Origin of the sequence: Vulcanimicrobium alpinum, assembly GCF_027923555.1 — a bacterium.
In the GTDB taxonomy this organism is placed as follows: Bacteria; Vulcanimicrobiota; Vulcanimicrobiia; order Vulcanimicrobiales; family Vulcanimicrobiaceae; genus Vulcanimicrobium; species Vulcanimicrobium alpinum.
This window is the reverse complement of record NZ_AP025523.1, coordinates 2,767,683-2,785,948: the sequence shown is the minus strand read 5'-3', so window position 1 is coordinate 2,785,948 and position 18,266 is coordinate 2,767,683. Positions and strand designations below refer to the sequence as shown.

The following is an 18,266-nucleotide window of genomic DNA, read 5'->3' as shown; positions in this document are numbered from 1 at the left end:
GGGTGAGCGCCGGTGCTGCGGCTTGACGGGGAGGTCGTGTACGCGGCCTCCGATCTGAACGACTTTCTGGCCTGCCCGCACAAGCTGGCGCTGAACGCGCTCGGGCTCGAGACGCGGATCGCGGCGCCGCCGAGCGATCCGACCCTGGCGATCATCGCGCGCAAGGGCGCGCTGCACGAACGCGCCGCGCTCGCGCGGCTCGAGGCCGAGGACCGCCACGTCGTGCGGGTCGACGAGGGCGACGGCTCCCTGCGCGCGACCCGCGCGGCGGCCGAACGCACCGTCGCGCTGATGCGCGCCGGCGCCGACGTGATCTACCAGGCGACGCTCGCCGACAGCCGCTGGAGCGGCCGCGCCGACTTTCTCGTGCGCGTCGACGTCCCGAGCCGCCTCGGCGCGTGGTCGTACGACGTCGCCGACGCGAAGCTGGCGATCCGCGAACGCGCCGCGTTCGTCGTGCAGCTGTGCGTCTACGCCGACCTCGTCGCCGCGGTGCAGGGCGTCCTTCCGGCGCGGCTGCGCGCGCTCTACGGCGACGGCCGGGAAGAGACGTACGATCCCGCGCACTACGTCGCGTACGTCCGCGCCGCGCGTGCGCGGCTCGAAGCGGCGGCGCCGGTGCTCGACCCGCACGCCGTCCCCGACCGCGTCGGCGCGTGCGAGCAGTGCGCGTGGCTCGAGCGCTGCGACGCGCAGCGCAAGCGGGTCGACCACCTCTCGCAGGTGGCGGGGATCCGGCGCGGACAGATCGCGCGCCTCGACGACGTCGGGATCACGACGCTCGCTGCGCTCGCCGTCGCCCCGACCAACGCGAAGCCCGCCGGGATCGGCGACGCGACGTTCGCGACTCTGCGCCGACAGGCGCGGCTGCAGCGGGCGCACCGTGAGTCGGGGATCGCGCGCTACGAACTTCTCGCCCCGCGCGGCGGCTGCGGTTTCGCACTGCTGCCGGCGCCGGACCCGGCCGATGTGTACTTCGACATGGAAGGCGACCCGCTCTACGAGCCGGGGCGCGGGCTCGAGTACCTCTTCGGCGCCTACGTCGACGGCCCCGAACGCGGCTACCGCGCCGAGTGGGGCGAAACGCGCGATGAAGAGCGGCTCGCGTTCGAACGCTTCATCGACTGGCTCGTCGCATATCGCCGCCGCCATCCCGGCGCGCACGTCTACCACTACGCGTCGTACGAGAAGTCGGCGCTGCGCCGGCTGGCGATGCAGCACGGTACGCTTGAGGCCGAGGTCGACGCGCTCTTGCGCGGCGGCGTGCTCGTCGATCTGTACGCCGTCGTGAAAGGCGCGCTGGCGCAGTCGCACGACGGCTACTCGATCAAGAAGCTCGAGACGTTCTACGGATTCGGCCGCGACGCCGAGGTGCGCAAGGGCGATCAGTCGATCGTCGCCTTCGAGCAGTATCTCATGGATCCGGGCCGCGACTCGGCGCTGCGCGCCGCGATCGTGCAGTACAACGAAGAAGACTGCGTCTCGACGCACGCGCTCCATCGCTGGCTCGTGACCCTGCGCGACGAAGCGCGCGAGCAGTTCGGCGAGGTGCCGGAGTGGCGCGCGCCGATCGATCCGAAGGAACCGACGGAAGCGGAGCGCGCGCGCGACGCCGAGCTCGACGCGCGACAGCGCAAGCTGCTCGAGGCACCCGAAGGCGAGCCGCGTCGTCTGCTCGCGAACCTCCTTGCCTATCACCGGCGCGAAGACAAGCCGGTGTGGTGGGCGTACTTCGACCGCCTCGAGCGCTACGGCGGCTTCGATCCGGTCGAGGACGACGATGAGACGCTCGGCGGCCTGACGCTGCGCGCGGATGTCGCGCCGTACAAGGTCGGCGAACGGGATCGCAATTTCGCCTACACCTATTCCTATCCGCCGCAGCAATTCAAATTGGGGATCGCGCCGGTCGATCTGGCGTCCGGGCTCGGTGTCGATATCGTGCGCATCGACGACGACGCGCGCACCGTCGCGATCAAGCGCGCGGAGTCGTCGCCGCATCCGGTGGCGCTCGGGCCCGGCGGTCCGATGAAGCGCGAGGAACAGAAGGACGCGCTCGCGCGCTTCGCCGACGCGGTCCTCGACGGGAGCGCCGCGGCGCGCTTCCCGGCCGCGCTCTCGCTGCTGCACCGCGAGATCCCGCGCCTGCGCGGCCGCCTGCCGGGGCTGCCGCTGCAGCCGGCGATCCGGCCCGGCGCCGAAGCGATCGATCCGCGCGACGTCGCGTCGCTCGTGCTCGATCTCGATCGGTCGGCACTGGTCGTGCAGGGGCCGCCGGGGACCGGGAAGAGCTACGCCGGCGGGCACGTGATCGCCGACCTGCTCGCGGCCGGCAAACGCGTCGGCGTCACGTCGAACAGTCATCACGCGATCCACAACCTCTTGCGTTCGGTCGAACGCGCCGCGGCGTCGCGCGACGTCGTCGTGCGCGGCGTCAAGAAATGCAGCGGAAAGAACGTAGAGTCGCGCTACACGCCGCTGTTCGACGAGGCGGCGTTCGACAACGTCGGGACGACCTCCGATTTCTCCGCCTACAACCTGGTCGCCGGGACGTCGTGGCTGTTCGCGCACAAAGATCTCGCGCCGGTCGACGTCCTCGTCATCGACGAAGCGGGGCAGGTCTCGCTCGCCGACGCGATCGCGATGGCGGTGAACGCCGAGAATGTGCTGCTGCTCGGCGACCCGCTACAGTTGGCGCACGTCTCGCTCGGCACGCACCCGGAGGGTGCCGCGGCCTCGATTCTGACGCACCTGCTCGGCGACACCGGCACGATCGCCGGGGATCGCGGCGTCTTTCTCGATCGTACGTTCCGCATGCATCCCGCGCTCTGCGGCTTCATCTCCGAACTCGTTTACGACGGGCGTCTCGGCGCGGCGGCGTCGTGCGCGCGCCAGCGCATCGAGTCGCCGTGGTTCGATGGCGCGGGTCTGCGCTACGTGCCGGTCGAGCATGCCGGCAACGCGCAGTCGTCACCGGAAGAGGTCGAAGCCGTGGGCGAGATCGTCTGCGGTCTGCTCGGCGGGACGTTCGTTGACGCCGAGGGGCACCGTCGCACGATCGGCGTCGACGATATTCTGGTCGTCTCGCCCTACAACGTGCAGGTCGCCGCGCTGCGCCGCGCGCTGCAGATGCGTTTCGGCGCCGGCGTGCGGGTCGGCACCGTCGACAAGTTCCAGGGCCAGGAGGCGGCCGTCGTCATCTACAGCCTCGCGGCGTCGAGCGCCGAGGACGCGCCGCGCGGTGCCGACTTCCTGCTCGAGGAGAACCGCTTCAACGTCGCCGTCTCGCGCGGACGCGCGCTTGCGGTGCTGGTGTGCTCGCCGCGCATCCTCGCGACGTCGTGCACGACGGTCGCGCAGCTCCGCGCCGCGTCGTCGTTCTGCGCGTTCGCCGAACGCGCCGAGCCGATCGACGTCCCGCCGCTGCTCCCGGGCTTGATCCCGGCGTAGTCAGTCGCCGCCGGTACCGTTGCGGGCGAGCCCCGCGCAGCGCGCGCATCTTCCGTTGACCGTCAGCGTCGCGTCGACTCCGGAGTAGCGGTTGTCTTGCGCGATGGCGAGAGCGAGCGCGGCGACTTGCGGCGCGGGGACGTTCACGATCTCGTTGCACGCGACGCAGACGAGATGATGGTGTTTATCGAGCGCGGCTTCGTAGCGGGCGGCGCCGCCGTGCGCGAAGACCTGCACCAGGCCGATCGCGCGCAGGATGTCGAGGGTGCGGTAGATCGTCCCCAGACTCACGGCCGGCAGTTCCGCGCGCACGCGTTCGTGGATCGCTTCGGCCGTCAGGTGCGCACCGTCTTCGAGGGCGCGCAGGATCGCTGCGCGTTGCTTCGTGAGCCGATAGCGCGTCTGCAGGAGTCCTGCATCAACTCCCTTGGAGTCCGTCATTCGGCGCCCTCCGAGAGTCCGGGCCCCCTCTCCCTACATTGGTCCGGACGACCGCAACGTCGTTTGACGCTGTTCGGCCCCCATGCTACGATCCGGGGGTTCTCCCCTTCCCCGCCGGAGGACGGCTTGCGGGTGCCCTGCGCCCCGGTGACGTCGACGGCTCCCCGGTCGAAAAACGGTAATGTGGAATAAGCTCAAGAGGCCGTTCCAAGCGGTCCTCCTTGTGGCACTCGTCGGGCTCTGCATTTGGGCGATCGTTCCGATCCAGCAGAAGATCCACTTGGGCCTCGACCTTCAGGGCGGCGCGCGCGTGCTGCTCCAGCTCCAGACCACGCCCGACGTGAAAACCATCACGTCGGACGTGCAGAACCAGGTCGAACTGGTCGTCGAGAAGCGCGTCAACGCGCTCGGCGTCTCGGAGCCGGTGATCACGAAGGTCGGTACCGATCGGCTCCTCGTCGAGGTCCCGGCGCTGAAGAACTCCGACGAGCTCGAGCGCCTGCTCAAAGAGTCGGCCGTCCTCGACTTCAAGATCTGCCCGCCGCAAGTCGTCACCCGTGCCGACGGTGACAAGAAGTACGCGGAGCAGGGTGCGAAGGACGGCGGCGGCGCCTACAAGGATTGCGGACCGGTCGTCTACACCGGCGCGGAACTCAAGAGCGCGCACCCGGGCTTCGGTCAGGGCGGTGAGCCGCAGGTCGACTTCACGACGAAGAACCCGACCAAGTTCGCGACGCTCACGCGCGACCACATGCTGCAGCAGCTCACCATCTTTCTCGACAAGCGCTACGTCAGCTCGGCGCGCATCGAAGGGATTATCTCGACCGACGGGATGATCCACGGGACGTTCACGGAAGATCAGGTCGCGACGCTCGCCAACGAACTCAACGCCGGCGCGCTCCCCGTCCCGACGACGATCATCTCGAAGGACGATGTCGGCCCGCAGCTCGGCAAAGAAGACCTGGTCAAGTCGCTCTACGCGTCGATCGTCGGCCTCGCGCTCGTCCTGCTCTTCATGGCGTTCGTGTACCGCCTGCCGGGCGTGCTCGCCGACCTCGCGCTCTTCGTCTACGTTCTGATGCTGCTCGCGCTGCTCTCGGTCGCCCACGCGGTGCTGACCCTGCCGGGGATCGCGGGCTTCGTGCTCTCCATCGGTATGGCGGTCGACGCGAACGTCCTGATCTTCGAGCGTCTCAAAGAGGAGTTGTGGGCCGGCAAGAGCCTGCGCGCCGCGGTGAAGATCGGCTTCCAGCGCGCGTTCAGTTCGGTCTTCGACTCGCACTTCACGACGATCGTCGGCGCGGGCGTGCTCTACGTTCTCGGCACCGGAACGGTGAAGGGCTTCGCCTACACGCTGTTCTGGGGAACCGTGTTCTCGCTGCTCACCGCCGTCGTGATCACGCGCTTCTTCATGGACGTCGTCGTCGACAACGATCTGGTGACCTCGAAGGGCGCGTACGGAGCCGGCGGCAAGCTCGCCGCGCCCGGCCCGCTGGCGGAGGTCCGCTAGATGTTTTTCCGGCGCCTCAACTGGAACGTCGTCGGCTGGTTCCGCACCGTCTCGGCGATCTCGTACATCATCATCGGCCTGGGTGTCGCGATGATGATCTTCAACGTCGTGAAGACCGGCGCGCCGCTGCGCCTGGGACTTTCGTTCACCGGCGGCACCGACGTCGCGGTGAAGTTCGCGAAGCCCGCCGACAAGAACAAGCTGCTCGCCGCGCTCACCTCCGTGCAGGTCACCGACGCGCGCGTCAACACGCTCTCGAAGCCCGGCGAGCCGGTCGGCGAGCGTTGGACGATCGAGACCCAGCACGACTTCGGGAACAACTCGGCGCCGCTGTGGAGCGCGCTGGCGACGGTCGGCACGGTCGACCGTAGCGCTTCGTCGATCTCGACGGTCGGACCGTCGCTCTCGCACGAGTACCTCTTCAACGCGCTCAAGGCGCTCGTCATCGCGATCTCGATCCAGTTCCTCTACATCGCGTTCCGCTTCGGCTGGAACCTGATCTTCGGCTGGGTCTGCGTCGTCGCGCTCGTGCGCGACTCGCTGATGATGATCGGGATTTACGCGATCGCCGGGAAGCGGGTGGACGACGCGTTCCTGGCCGCGGTGCTGACCGTCATCGGATACTCGGTGATGGATACGATCGTCATCCTCGACCGGATCCGCGAGAACGTCAAGGTGATGGACGGCAAGGGGTTCGACGAGATCGTCAACACGTCGATCCTGCAGACGATGACGCGCTCGGTGAACACGCTGGCGACCGTCGTGATCACGCTGGTCGCGCTGCTCGCGTTCGGCGGCGCCTCGCTGCAGAACTTCGCCTTCGCCCTGCTGGTCGGGATCTGCTCGGGCGGCTACCACTCGATCTTCTACTCCGCGCCGCTCGTCGCGGTGCTGCAGAAGCGTTCGAAAGATCGCCGCATCTTCCGCAGCTCGTCGCTCGAGCAGCCGAAGACGGTCGCGCAGGCGCGGGCACAAACCGCCGCCGCGGCACAGAAAGATCGTGAAGAGATCGCCGCGCTGCGCCGCGCGCGCCGCGAACGCGAGCGCGAGAACGCCTCGCGCGGAGCATCGCGACCGGTGCGCTACAAACGCAACCGCGCCGATGACGTCGACTTTGAGAAGTACGAGAAACGCAACTTCGGCGTTCCCGAACGGACCAGTCCGCACGGCGCACTCGACGACGACCACGACGCGCACGACGACCACTACACCGACGCGCACGACGATCACTACGGCGACGCGCACCACGACGTTCATGGAGACGTGCGCGGCGACGCTCATCGCGACGTGCGCGGCGAGGCGCACAACCGCGAGATCGACCCGCTCGACGCGCAGGCGATGGGCCTGCACGACGAAGCGGCCGAACTGGGTCACGAAGAGATCCGCTTGAACCTCGGCGACGACAAGCACGACGGCACGCCCGCCCCGCCCGAGCCGGTCGCGCACGAACCAAAGCCCTAAACCCGCGCACCGTGCCCGAGCGGCGCCTCCCGCCCCCGACCCCGTCAGAAGCCGCCTTCGAGCGGCTTCTCGCGCACTTCGACGACCCCGAACCCCGTCACGCCGAGCCCGCCGAGGCGCAACCCCGTCACGCCGAGCCCGCCGAAGCGCAGCCCGAATCGCGGCCTGCTACGGCGTTCCTCGACGCGCTCTACGCGAAGGCCGACGCCTACCTCTCACGCGATCCCTACGCCACCATCGGCGACGCCACGGGCTTCAACACCAAAGTCGTCGGCGTCACCTTCGAAGGCCGTCAGGACACGATCGCCGGCCTGCGTCCCGGCGACGCGCTCGCACTGCAGCGCGATCCGGAGAACGCCCACGACCCGAGCGCCGTCGCCGTACGATACGGCACGCTCCACATCGGCTACGTCAAGCGCGAGATCGCCGCGCGCATCGCCCCCAACATTGACGGCGGCGAACAGTACACCGCCGAAGTCACCGCGCTCACCGGCGGCACCGGAACGCGCTCTTTCGGGATCAACATCTACGTCACGCGCGAGCGCCGCCGCACGGCGCGCGAGTCGCGCGCGCGCAGCAGCGTCGCGAGCGCCGACGTCCTGCGCGCGCTGATCGGCGACCGCGAGCTGCGCGACGCCCAGCGCGCCGTCCTCGATCGCCTCGACGCCGGCCGCAACACGCTCGCCGTGCTGGGGACCGGCCGCGGCAAATCCCTCTGCTTCCAATATCCCGCCGCGGTGCGCGCGCTCGAACGCGGTGAGAAGACCGTCGTGCTCTACCCGCTGCGCGCGCTCGCGAACGACCAGTACGAAGCTCTCGTCCGCCGCCTGGAGCCGCTCGGCCTGCGCATCCACCGCGCCAACGGCGCGATCGACGCCGGCGAGCGCGCGGCGCTTAACGACGCGCTCGACGCGGGGACGTGGGACATCATCTGCGCGACGCCCGAGTTCGTGCAGTTTCACCTCGACCGCTTCCGCACGATCGCGTCGCACCCGTCGTTGATCGTCGTCGACGAAGCGCACCATCTGCACGAGTCGACGCACCGCGCCGCCTACCAGCGCATCGCCGGTGCGATCGAAGCGCTCGGCAGCCCGCAGGTCCTCGCGCTCACCGCGACCGCCGGCGACGAAGCGTTCGCAACGATCCGCCGCACGCTGAACGTCGACGCCTGGGTGATCGATCCGACGGTGCGCGACAACCTGCACGTCGTCGACGCGCGGGGCACGACCAACAAACTCGCCTACATCGAACGGATCGCCGCCGACGGCGCAAAGGCGATCGTCTACTGCAATTCACGCAGCGAGGCGACGAAGACCGCGGAGAAGCTGCGCCGATCGCTCGGCGACGTCGTCGCGTTCTATCATGCCGGCGTCGCGAGCGCCGAGCGCGCCGACGTCGAGCGCTACTTCCGCGACGGTCTCCTGCGCGTCGTCGTCGCGACCTCGGCGTTCGGCGAAGGGATCGACCTGCCCGACGTGGGCCACGTCTTTCTCTACCACCTCAATTTCGATTTCACCGAATTCAACCAGCAGTCGGGGCGCGCCGGGCGCGACGGCGCGGACGCGTCGATTCACCTGCTCTTCGGCGAGCGCGACCGCGGCATCAACGACTACATCATCGATCGCGCCGCCCCGCGGCTGGAGACCCTGCGCGCGCTCTACGCCGCGATGAAGAAGATGGCGTCGGGCGGCGTCCTGCGCTCCACCTACGCCGACATCGCCGCGACGCTCGACTTCGACCGCGTTGAGGGCTCGACGGTCTCCGCCGCGGCGCGGATCTTCGAAGACGGCGGGCTCGTCGAAACCGGCGAAGACGACGACGGGCGTTATCTGCGCTTCCTCACCGTCAACGGCAAAGTCGACCTCACCCAGACCGAACGGTACGCCGAAGGCGAAGCCGAACGCGAGGCGTTCGCGCGCTTCTCCGACGTCGTCCTCACCGCGCGCCCCGAAGTGCTCGAAGCGCTCGTCGACCGCCCGATCTACCCGAGCGGCGTCCCGCTGCTGCGCTGAGCGGCTCGCGTCAGTACAGCGGGCATGAACCGCGCGGGTACGAGACGCCGTTGACGACGACCCAGCCGTTGTCGGCGCCGCGGTGCGTCGCGCAGTGGACGTCGTGAATTCCGGCCTTGAACGGACGCTGGCGGCGCGAGGTGTGAAAATACTGGCCGTACGCGAACACGGTCGCGCCGCGCGGCGCCGTGACGCGGCCGTCGAGTTCGTCGTTGGTCACCACTTCGACGAGCACGCTTCCGCCGTCGACCGGCGCGCGCAGCGGGATCAGCTGGTGGCCGCCGTGCGCACCGGCGCGCTGCGGCCGCGACGGACCGATCGTCGTACCGCACACCATGACGTTGTCGACGGGCTGCATCGTCTCTTGCGCGACGAGGTCGCCGAGCGGTTTGTTTACGGTTGCATCGCAGGCCGCCGGTTTCGGCACGTCGTGCGACGCGGGTGCGGCGGCGCACGATGCCGCGAACAGCATGAGGACGACGGTACCGGCGGAGATCCAGCGCATCCGGTTCGCTACGGCGGCAGGGCTCCCGGCTCCCGGCGTTGCTTCTAGCCGGATGACGTCCCGCAGCCGCGCCGTCGTGCTGACCGTCCTGCTCGCCGCGGGCTGCGCGCCGCACGCGGCGAGCACCGCGAGCACGACGCATCCGGCGACGCCGCCCGGCGAGCCCGATTTCACCGCGCTCGTCGAGCGATTCTACGGGCAAGTCGAGGCCGCGCATTGGGTGCCCGCCGGCGCGATGCTCTCCGGAGGAGCGCGCTCCGGCATCTCCGACGCGCAGCTCGCGGAGCGCTACCGCGACTTCAGCGACGCCGACGTCAACGCGCGCGAGACGTCGGGCCGGACGGTCGCGGTCACGCTGACCGCGCCGGCGCGCGGCGGGCGCCCGGCGCGCGTCGTGCACGAACGCCTGCATTTCGCCTGGAACGGCGACGCCTGGACGATCGACGTGCTTACCCGCCGCTGAGCAGATCCCATAGCGCGTCGACCGCCGGCCCGAGACGAAAGCGCTCGGCATCGGCACGCCCTTGCGTCGCGAGGCGCGTTCGCAGTGCGTCGTCGTCGAGGAGACGTGCGAGCGCGCGCGCCAACGCGGCTTCGTCGCCGAGCGTCACCGCGAGCCCGTTGCGCCCGTCGCGCAGCCACGCATCGATCCCGCCCGCATCGTACGCGACGACCGCGCGCCCGCGCGCATGCGCCTCGATCCCGGCGAGGCCGAACGGCTCGGCCCATAGCGACGGCACCGCCGCCACCGTCGCGCGGTCGAAGCCGTCCCGCACCGCCGCCGGATCGACGCTGCCGAACGCGGTCAGTGCGACATCGAGCCGGCCCGCACACGCGGTCGCCTCGGCGAGTTCGGGACCGTCGCCGTACACGTCGAGCCGCGGCCGCCGCGCCGCGTCGATGCGCCCGATCGCGCGCACGAGCGACAGCAAGCCTTTCTGCGCGACGACGCGGCCGGCGAACGCGACGATCCCTGCCGGCGTCTCCACGACCGGCGACGCGAACGCGTCGTCGGGGAGCGGCATCGGGATCTCGTTCACGCGCGCCGCGTCGATCCCGCTGCGCCGCGCGAGGGCGGCAACGTAACGCGACGCCGCCGCCACCGCGTCGGCGCCCGCGATCGCGTCGCGCAGCGCCTCCCGCCGGCGCAGCAGCTGCAGGGTGCGCGGGCGCGGACCGTAAGCGCAGCCGTCGGTGAGCGCGTGCAGCACGCACGCGCCGCCGAGCGCGTGCGTGCAGTTCGCGCCCGTGCGCGGAAAGCGCCGGTCGCCGTTCGGACAGAACGGCCGGTGATCGTGCACCTGATAGACGACGCGCGGCACCGACCGCAGCGCGGCGACGACGCCGGCGTCCATCACGTTCGCGGCGAGCGCCGCGTCGGGGGCGAACGCGCGGATCGCGTCGTGCACGGCATTCGCCGCCGCGGGATCCGGCGGTGCGTGCTCCTCCGCCCAGGAGATCACGCTTGCGTCGAGGCCGCTCGGCGGCGCGGCGATGGTGCGCGCGAGGACGCGCACCTGCGCGCCGCGCGCGGCGAGAGCGGGGAGCAGCACGCCGAGCGCGCGTTCCATCCCGCCGAGCGGTCCGAGCCGTTCGGCGGCGACCAGCAGCCTCACCGCCGCTCACCGCTCGCGTGCGCGTACGCGTCGAGCAGCGTCTCCGCGTGACGCCGCCACGTGCGTGCGCGCAGCCGGCGGTCGAGCGCGTCGCCGGACGGGCGCGGCGGCGCCTCGAGCGCGCGCACGACGGCACGGCGGATGCCGTCGACGTCGAGCGGGTCGACGTACGACGCCTCGGAACCGAGGTACTCGCGCTCCGAGCCTCGCGCGCCGGCGATGACGCGCGCGCCCAGCGACGCGGCCTCCAGCGAGACGAGCCCCGGGAGATCGCCCCACGACGCGAGGACGTGCACCGCGCTGCGCGCGAACAGCGCGCGCAGCTCCTCCGCGGCGAGCCGGTCGACGAAGCGCGTGCGCGGCGTTGCCCAGCGGCGGCAGAGCGCGGCGTAGCGCTCGTCGTAGGCGCGTCCGACGAGCGTCACGTCGACGTCGAGGTCGCGCAGAGCGAACAGAACGACAGCTTGATTCTTCAGCGACTCCAGCCGACCGATGCATGCGACGCCCGCGCGCGCAGCGCGCGCTGCGCCGTCGTCGTCTGCGAATTCGACGGCGTAGTGGGCGATGAAGTACGACGGTTCGGTGACGCCGAGGCCGGTCGAGCACGCGAAGGCTTCGACCTCGCTCGCCGCGACCACCGCGTCGGCGGCGGCGAGCAGCGCCGACTGTTCGCGCAGCCGCCGCAGCGCGCCCGATCCGGGTGCGGCGACGAGTGCGCGTTCGCGTTCGCGCACCCGCGCGATCGCCCGAGTCGCCGCGCGTGCGTCGCGCGCGAGTGCGCGTTCGACGCGCGGCGACGCGACGAAGAGCGCCGTGCGATCCCACCAGATCGGCGAGACGACCAGCGGAGTTCCGAAGCGGCGAACCGCGTCGATCTGCGGGCGCGCGAACGCCGGCTCGAAGATGCCGAAGACGTGTGCGACGTCGTATCCGCGAAGATCGGGCTGCGTCGACGCGATCAGGTCGGCGTCGACGCCGAGCGCGCGCAGCGCGTCGTGCGCATAGCCGGCGACGACGACGTCGCCGCCGAGTTTCTCCGCGGCATCGGGACGGACGACCAACAGGACCTTCATCGGCGCCGATGCACCACGGCCCGGTAGTACGCGTCGACGGTCGCTTCGCCGTGCCGCTGCCAGGTGCGCGAGCCGAGCCGGCGCTCGAGCGCGTCGCCGCGCTCGCGCTCGCCGCGCTCGAACGCGCGCAAGACGGCGCGGCGGATCGTCGCCGGCTCGGCGGGATCGGCGTAGTCGACGTCCGAGCCGAAGTACTCGCGCTCGCAGCCGCGGTCGCCGGCCACGATGCGCGTGCCCGTCGCCGCCGCCTCGAGCGACGAGAGCCCGGGGCTCTCCAGCCACGAGGGGTGCGCGTGCACCGCGGCGCGCGCCATCATCGCCAGCACGCGCTCGCGCGGCGCGTGGTCGACGAACCGCGTGCGCGGCGTCGCGTACCGCTTGCACAGCGCGAGGTACACCGGATCGTACGCCGTCCCGACGATCGTCACGTCGACGTCGACGTCTCGCAGCGCGTACAGCAGCGCGGCCTGGTTTTTCTTCGACTCGACGCGGCCGGCGCACAGCACGCCGTTGCGCTGCGCCGGCCGCTGGATGTCGAACGCGTCGTCGTCGACGCCGAGCGGTGCGACGACGAACGGCATCGCGGTCAGTCCGAGACGCTCGCCGTAGAGATACGCTTCCACCTCGCTCGCGGGCAGGAGGATGTCGGCGAGAGCGATCGCGGCGCGCTGCACGGCGAGGCGCCGGTTCGCCGCGCGCACCGCCCGGCCGGTCCACGGCAGCATCTCGGCCTCGCGCCGCAAGCGCGCGAGCCGCGTCTCGACCGCCGCCGGCGAACGCGCGGCGAGCGCGTGCTCGACGCGCGGTGCGATCGCGGCGTACGCGCGCAGATCGAGCCAGATCGGCGAGAGGACGATCGGGACCGACTGCACGCGCAGCGCCTCGAGCTGGCGGCGCGCGACGTCGGGCTCGAAGACGCCGAAGACGTGCGCGAGATCGTAGCCGCGCGCGTCGGGCGCGTCGGAGGCGACGACGTCGACCTGCACGCCGAACTGCCGCACCGCGGCCCCGGCGCGCTCGGCGTGCACGAGGTCGCCGTCGGGGCGTGCCCCCGCGTCGGGACGCAGGACCAGCAGCGCCTTCACGCCCCGGCGACGTCGCGCAGGACGGAGAGCGTCTGCGCCGTGCAGCGCTCCCAGGTGAAGGTTGCCGCACGCGCGAGGCCGCGCGCGCGCAAGGCCGTGCGCGTCGCTTCGCCGGCGACGAGCGCGCGCAGCGCGACCGCCCACGCGTCGGCGTCGAAGGCGTCGTCGACGTACGCCGCCGCGTCTCCGCCGACTTCGGGGAGTGCGCCCGCGCGCGCGGCGAGCACCGGCGTCCCGCTCGCCATCGCCTCGAGCATCGGCAGACCGAAGCCTTCGTAGGGCGACGGCATGGCGACCAGCGTCGCGCCGCGGTACAGCGCGGTGAGCGCGGCATCGTCGCGCGCTTCGACGACGACACCGCCCGGCGGGACCTGCGGCGGACGCCGCGTGAACGCGAGCGCGACGTCGCCGGCGTAGAACGCGCGGCGGTGCGCCTCGATCAGCGTCGCGGTGTTCTTGCGTTCGTCGTGCGCGCCGACGTGCAAAACGTAGCGCTTCCCGGCGAGCGGTGCCGGCGGCGCGCTCGGCCCCGGTGCGAACGCGGCGTCGACGCCCAGCGGCGTGACGACGATGCGTTCCGCCGGAACGCCGAGACGCCGTTCGACTTCGCCCGCCGTGAACGCCGACTGTACCAGGATCCGACGCGCGGTGGAAGCGGTGACTAGAAACGGCGTCTGCTCGCGTGTGCGGATGCGCGGCTCGGGATGCGGGTACGCGAACGGTGCCGCGTCGTGCACGGTCGCGACCGACGGAACGTCGGTGCGCAAAAACGTCCCGTTCCACGGAAACCACACGACGTCGGCGTCGGACGGGACGCTTCGCGCGACGGCGGCTTGCGCGCCGTCGAGCGCGCGCGCGATCGCGCCTCGCTTCGGAAACAGATCGCGCACGACGAGCGTCCAGCGAAACTGCGGATCGGGCAGCGCGCGAACGAGCACGGCGCGCGCGTAGCGGCCGATGCCGCGCTCATCGCGCGCGAGGTTGTGCGCGTCGACGGCGACATGGACCGTGCGCACCCTAGCGCGAGCCGGGGCAGGGCTGCAGGTTGGTGTACCCATCGGAGGTCGTGTGCTGCAAAATGTACTGCAGCACCGGCGGGAACGACGACGTGTCGGTCCCCGGCGGCGGCAACTGCATTGGGATCTCTTTCGGCGGCCGGCGCAGATTCGTATCCGACCACGGATCGTTCTGCTCGCCGTTCGGATAGACCCATTTGTACGGGAACCGTTCGGTCTCCGTGTGGCCGTCGGGGAACGTCACCATCGCGCGGATCGGCTCGTACGCCGTCCCGTCGCGGTACGTCGGCGCCGCGAACGGTTCGAAGTCGACGAAGCCGCACGGTGCGTTCGCGTTGACCGCGCCGTTGCCGTTGCCGCCGGTCCCCGCGCCGTTGCCGCCGAGGCCGCCGCCGACGCCCGGCGCGTTGCCGCTGCCGGTCCCGTGCGACGAGCCCGTGCCGCTTCCCGATGCGTTCGGATCGGCGTGTTTTCCGTGCGCGGCCTTCGCGATCGCGTGATGCGCGCCGCCGCCGCGATGACGCGCCGGCGTCCCCTTTGCGCGGCCGGCGACCTGAATCGGCGCGACGGTGGCGCGCGGCGGCGGCGTGATGTGCGGCGGCGGCGTCGGCGGGATCGTCGGCTTGGGCGGCGGCTTCGGCGTCGGCGTCGGACGCGGTGTCGGTTTCGGCGTCTCGATCGCGATGCGCGTCGCCGGCGCGTTGCTTTCGTCGTCGCGCGGGCGCGTCGGCCCGTGCACGAGCGAGAGCGCGATCTCGTGCAGCGCGAGCGCGAGCGCGACCGCCACGATCATCCGCGTGCGGTAGCGCTGAAAGTCGATCACCATCGTAGGGCTTCGCCGCGTTGAAAAAGCCACCCCGGGTGGGGTGGCTTCAACCGGGTCGGACCGTCAGCCGCCGTCAGTTCGACGGATACGTGCCGTAGTTGCGATAGTACCAGTCGCGGTACTGCTGTTCGCTCGGGTAGTAGCCGTAGCGGTGATAGAAGTACGAACGGTACGACGCCTGACGGCGGGCCTGTTCGCGATTCTCTTCCTGTTTGATCCGCTTCTTGTGGTTGTAGTTGGTGACGAGCACCGCCGCCGCCGCGCCGCCGAGGATGATGTTGCGGGTGCTGGCTGCTCCGTCGGCCAGCGCCGGAGCGACGGCCCCGATCGACATCGTGACGGCGAGCGCGCTCGCCGTCAGAAATTTTGCGTTCATAGCGTCTCCTGATCTTCCCCGAATGGAGAATGATTACACGAAAGGAACGTCCTGGTCGTCCGGGTGGTTCCCCCTGGCTCGGATCGCAGGCACCCGGACCGCGAACGCGAACCGGGCGGCGTGCCCGTCCAGATCGAGTCCCTGATCCGTGCGATTCCCGACTTTCCGATCCCGGGGATCCTGTTCCGCGATATCACGCCGCTGCTCGCCGACCCCGCCGGATTCCGCTCGACGATCGATCTTTTCGTCGAGAAGTACCGCAGCGCACAGATCGACGCCGTCGTAGGGATCGAAGCGCGCGGTTATATGCTCGGCGCCCCGGTCGCTCACCAACTGGGCGCCGGCTTCGTTCCCGTCCGCAAGCCGGGTAAGCTCCCGGGCGAGAAGTTCAGCGAGGAATATGCGCTGGAGTACGGGACGAACACCCTGGAAGTGCATGCCGATGCGGTCGGCCGAGGCCACCGGGTGCTGGTCGTCGACGACCTGCTCGCCACCGGCGGCACGATCAACGCCACCCTGCGCCTGCTGGAGAAGCTCGGCGCCGACGTCGTCGGCGTCGCGGTCCTGATCGAACTCGTCGCGCTCGGCGGCCGAGCCGCCGTGAACGGCACCGAACTCACGTCCTTCATCCACTACTAGCCCCCGCCGCCTCAGGGTGACGGCGAAATCCTTTGCATGTCCGATTGTGTTTCTAGTAGGCTAAGGGCCATATAGCCATGACCATCTCGGACCTCGTCGCCAAAGTTCGCCACTACGACCCCTCGCTGGAAGAGGGCTGGCTCGAACGTGTGTACGACGTGGCCGACAAGGCCCACGAAGGCCAACACCGCGCCTCGGGCGAGTCGTACATCGCGCACCCCCTGGCGGTCGCCGACATCCTCGCCGACCTCGAGATGGATCGCGCGACGATCGCCGCCGCGATCATGCACGACGTGGTCGAAGACACCGTCATCACCAACGACGAGGTGGCCGAACAATTCGGCGCCGAGATCGCGTCGCTGGTCGACGGCGTCACCAAGCTGACGCGCATCCCCTACCAATCGAAGGAAGACGCGCAGGTCGAGAACCTGCGCAAAATGTTCCTGGCGATGGCCAAGGACATCCGCGTCATCATCATCAAGCTCGCCGACCGCCTGCACAACATGCGGACGCTCTCGAGCCTGCCGGCATTCAAGCAGCAGGCGATCGCGCGCGAGACGCTCGAGATCTACGCGCCGATCGCGCACCGCCTCGGGATCTGGCGCGTGAAGTGGGACCTCGAAGATCTCGCGCTGCGCTACCTCGATCCCGACGCCTACCGCGACATCGCCGAACGCGTCGCGAAGAAGCGCAACGAGCGCGAAGCCACGGTCGAGCGCGTGATCACCGAGCTCAAGGACGAGTTCGAAAAAGTCGGCCTGCACGCCGACACCACGGGCCGCCCCAAGCACTTCTACTCGATCCACAAGAAGATGCTCAAAGGGCGTGATTTCTCGACGATCTACGACTTGACGGCCGTTCGCGTCATCACCGAATCGGTCAAGGACTGTTACGGCGCGCTCGGCGTGGTGCATGCGATGTGGAAGCCGCTCCCCGGGCGCTTCAAAGACTACATCGCGATGCCCAAGCCCAACATGTACCAGTCGCTGCACACGACGGTCGTCGGGCCTGGCGGTGATCCGCTCGAGGTGCAGATCCGCACGTGGGAGATGCACCGCACCAGCGAGTACGGGATCGCGGCGCACTGGCGCTACAAAGAGGGCGGCAAGAAGGACGACTTCGAGCAGAAGCTGACCTGGCTGCGTTCGCTGCTCGAGTGGCAGAACGACATGCGCGACTCGCGCGTGTTCATGGAGAATCTGAAGATCGACCTGTTCGATACGCAGGTGTACATCTTCTCGCCGAAGGGCGACGTGTTCTCGATGCCCGCCGCGGCGACGCCGCTCGACTTCGCGTATCAGGTCCACACCGACATCGGCCACCATTGCGTCGGCGCGAAAGTCAACGGCAAGATCGTCCCGCTGGAATATCAGCTCAAGAACGGCGATATCGCCGAGATCCTGACCAACAAAGCCGCGCGTCCGTCGCTCGACTGGCTCTCGATCGTGCGCACCAGCGGTGCGAAGCACAAGATCAAGCAGTGGTTCCGCAAAGAGCGCAAGGAAGAGAACACCCTGCGCGGCCAGGAGGCCGTCGAGGCGGAGCTGGCGCGCGCCGGCGTGCGCGTCGACCTCGCGCGCGGCGACGGGATCGAAAAGGTCGCGAAGAAGCTCAACTACCAGAGCGTCGCCGACCTGTTCGCCGCGATCGGGTTCGGCGATGCGACCGCGTCGAGCGTCGTGGCGCGCCTGCGCGAGGAGTCGAAGGCCGACAACGTCGTCGAAATCGCGACCCTGCCGCGCCCGGCGACCACGCGCCGCGTCGCGCGCAACTCGAGCGGCATCCGGATCGCCGGCGTCGACGACGTGCTGGTGCGGCTCTCGAAATGCTGCAGCCCGGTCCCCGGCGATCCGATCATGGGGTTCGTCACGATCGGCCGCGGCGTCTCGGTCCATCGCGCCGACTGTCCGAACACGGCGTACATGAACGCCGCCCCGGAACGGATCCTCGAAGCGCAGTGGCTCGACCAGTCGGCGCTCACCCACTCCGTCGACATCGAGATCGAAGCGACCGACCGCGCGGGCCTGCTCCAGGACGTTCTGGGGATCGCCGCCGAGCTCAAGACGCAGATCAGTTCGGTGAACGCGCGCGCGAAGCGCGACAAGAGCGCGCTCATCTCGATGACCGCGCAGATCAGCGACCTCGATCACCTGCACACGCTGCTGCGCAAGCTCGGTCACGTGAAAGACGTGCGCAACGTGTGGCGCGTCACCAAGCGCGAAGCGCGCGTCAGCGCGACCACCTGAGCGGGCTGCCGCG

15 protein-coding genes are annotated in these 18,266 nt (G+C 70.0%); 7 read left to right on the top strand and 8 right to left on the bottom strand.

Annotation, left to right across the window (positions count from 1 at the left end; genetic code table 11):
* The first annotated feature begins 12 nt into the window (after positions 1-12).
* Positions 13-3,447, top strand: coding sequence for a TM0106 family RecB-like putative nuclease (locus WPS_RS14285; protein WP_317995140.1), 3,435 nt, complete (start codon positions 13-15; stop codon positions 3,445-3,447).
* Here the strand turns inward: WPS_RS14285 and WPS_RS14280 are convergent, their stop codons facing one another.
* Positions 3,448-3,888, bottom strand: a complete 441-nt coding sequence (locus tag WPS_RS14280; protein WP_317995139.1) for a Fur family transcriptional regulator — start codon at positions 3,886-3,888, stop codon at positions 3,448-3,450. It lies immediately after the preceding gene.
* A gap of 223 nt (positions 3,889-4,111) precedes the next feature.
* Here WPS_RS14280 and secD point away from each other — a divergent pair, with 223 nt between their 5' ends.
* From secD to WPS_RS14265, 3 genes are read left to right on the top strand one after another with little or no spacing between them, the layout of a single operon-like run.
* Positions 4,112-5,398, top strand: a complete 1,287-nt coding sequence (secD, locus tag WPS_RS14275) for a protein translocase subunit SecD (RefSeq protein WP_317995138.1) — start codon at positions 4,112-4,114, stop codon at positions 5,396-5,398.
* Complete coding sequence (secF, locus tag WPS_RS14270; RefSeq protein ID WP_317995137.1) at positions 5,399-6,859, top strand: protein translocase subunit SecF; 1,461 nt, start codon at positions 5,399-5,401, stop codon at positions 6,857-6,859. It abuts the gene before it with no gap.
* A gap of 11 nt (positions 6,860-6,870) precedes the next feature.
* Positions 6,871-8,871 (top strand): DEAD/DEAH box helicase, encoded by a 2,001-nt coding sequence (locus WPS_RS14265; RefSeq protein ID WP_317995136.1) that lies wholly within the window; start codon positions 6,871-6,873, stop codon positions 8,869-8,871.
* Positions 8,872-8,881: 10 nt separating this feature from the next.
* Here the strand turns inward: WPS_RS14265 and WPS_RS14260 are convergent, their stop codons facing one another.
* Positions 8,882-9,376, bottom strand: coding sequence for a hypothetical protein (locus WPS_RS14260; RefSeq protein ID WP_317995135.1), 495 nt, complete (start codon positions 9,374-9,376; stop codon positions 8,882-8,884).
* Positions 9,377-9,428: 52 nt separating this feature from the next.
* Between WPS_RS14260 and WPS_RS14255 the strand changes: the two genes are divergently transcribed.
* Complete coding sequence (locus tag WPS_RS14255) at positions 9,429-9,839, top strand: hypothetical protein (protein ID WP_317995134.1); 411 nt, start codon at positions 9,429-9,431, stop codon at positions 9,837-9,839.
* Here the strand turns inward: WPS_RS14255 and WPS_RS14250 are convergent.
* The 6 genes from WPS_RS14250 to WPS_RS14225 form a co-directional block, all read right to left on the bottom strand.
* Positions 9,826-10,992, bottom strand: a complete 1,167-nt coding sequence (locus tag WPS_RS14250) for a glycosyltransferase (protein ID WP_317995133.1) — start codon at positions 10,990-10,992, stop codon at positions 9,826-9,828. The two genes, WPS_RS14255 and WPS_RS14250, sit on opposite strands and share 14 nt — an antisense overlap.
* Positions 10,989-12,065: a glycosyltransferase gene (locus WPS_RS14245; protein ID WP_317995132.1), complete on the bottom strand. Its 1,077-nt coding sequence runs from the start codon at positions 12,063-12,065 to the stop codon at positions 10,989-10,991. Before WPS_RS14245 ends, WPS_RS14250 begins: the two co-directional genes overlap by 4 nt.
* Entirely contained in the window at positions 12,062-13,150 is a 1,089-nt protein-coding gene (locus WPS_RS14240; protein WP_317995131.1) for a glycosyltransferase family 4 protein, read from the bottom strand. Before WPS_RS14240 ends, WPS_RS14245 begins: the two co-directional genes overlap by 4 nt.
* On the bottom strand, positions 13,147-14,166 hold the full coding sequence (locus WPS_RS14235; protein WP_317995130.1) for a glycosyltransferase family 4 protein: 1,020 nt from the start codon (positions 14,164-14,166) through the stop codon (positions 13,147-13,149). The genes WPS_RS14240 and WPS_RS14235 overlap by 4 nt, the downstream gene beginning before the upstream one ends.
* 1 nt (position 14,167) lies before the next feature.
* Entirely contained in the window at positions 14,168-14,992 is an 825-nt protein-coding gene (locus WPS_RS14230) for a hypothetical protein (protein ID WP_317995129.1), read from the bottom strand.
* A gap of 73 nt (positions 14,993-15,065) precedes the next feature.
* A complete protein-coding gene (locus tag WPS_RS14225) occupies positions 15,066-15,368 on the bottom strand; it encodes a hypothetical protein (RefSeq protein ID WP_317995128.1) in 303 nt (100 codons plus the stop codon).
* A 120-nt stretch (positions 15,369-15,488) separates the two neighbouring features.
* Between WPS_RS14225 and WPS_RS14220 the strand changes: the two genes are divergently transcribed.
* The gene (locus WPS_RS14220) at positions 15,489-16,007 is read left to right on the top strand and encodes an adenine phosphoribosyltransferase (RefSeq protein ID WP_317995127.1); all 519 of its coding nucleotides are present in this window, start codon (positions 15,489-15,491) and stop codon (positions 16,005-16,007) included.
* A gap of 77 nt (positions 16,008-16,084) precedes the next feature.
* Positions 16,085-18,253, top strand: coding sequence for a RelA/SpoT family protein (locus tag WPS_RS14215; protein ID WP_317995126.1), 2,169 nt, complete (start codon positions 16,085-16,087; stop codon positions 18,251-18,253).
* Positions 18,254-18,266: the final 13 nt, after the last annotated feature.

What these genes read in the sequence shown, in the direction of transcription:
- WPS_RS14245 (WP_317995132.1), bottom strand. Translation starts at nt 12,065, where the DNA reads ATGAAGGTCCTGTTGGTCGTCCGTCCCGATGCCGCGGAGAAACTCGGC.
- WPS_RS14260 (WP_317995135.1), bottom strand. Translation starts at nt 9,376, where the DNA reads ATGCGCTGGATCTCCGCCGGTACCGTCGTCCTCATGCTGTTCGCGGCA.
- secF (WP_317995137.1), top strand. Translation starts at nt 5,399, where the DNA reads ATGTTTTTCCGGCGCCTCAACTGGAACGTCGTCGGCTGGTTCCGCACC.
- WPS_RS14230 (WP_317995129.1), bottom strand. Translation starts at nt 14,992, where the DNA reads ATGGTGATCGACTTTCAGCGCTACCGCACGCGGATGATCGTGGCGGTC.
- WPS_RS14280 (WP_317995139.1), bottom strand. Translation starts at nt 3,888, where the DNA reads ATGACGGACTCCAAGGGAGTTGATGCAGGACTCCTGCAGACGCGCTAT.
- WPS_RS14255 (WP_317995134.1), top strand. Translation starts at nt 9,429, where the DNA reads ATGACGTCCCGCAGCCGCGCCGTCGTGCTGACCGTCCTGCTCGCCGCG.
- WPS_RS14215 (WP_317995126.1), top strand. Translation starts at nt 16,085, where the DNA reads ATGACCATCTCGGACCTCGTCGCCAAAGTTCGCCACTACGACCCCTCG.
- WPS_RS14225 (WP_317995128.1), bottom strand. Translation starts at nt 15,368, where the DNA reads ATGAACGCAAAATTTCTGACGGCGAGCGCGCTCGCCGTCACGATGTCG.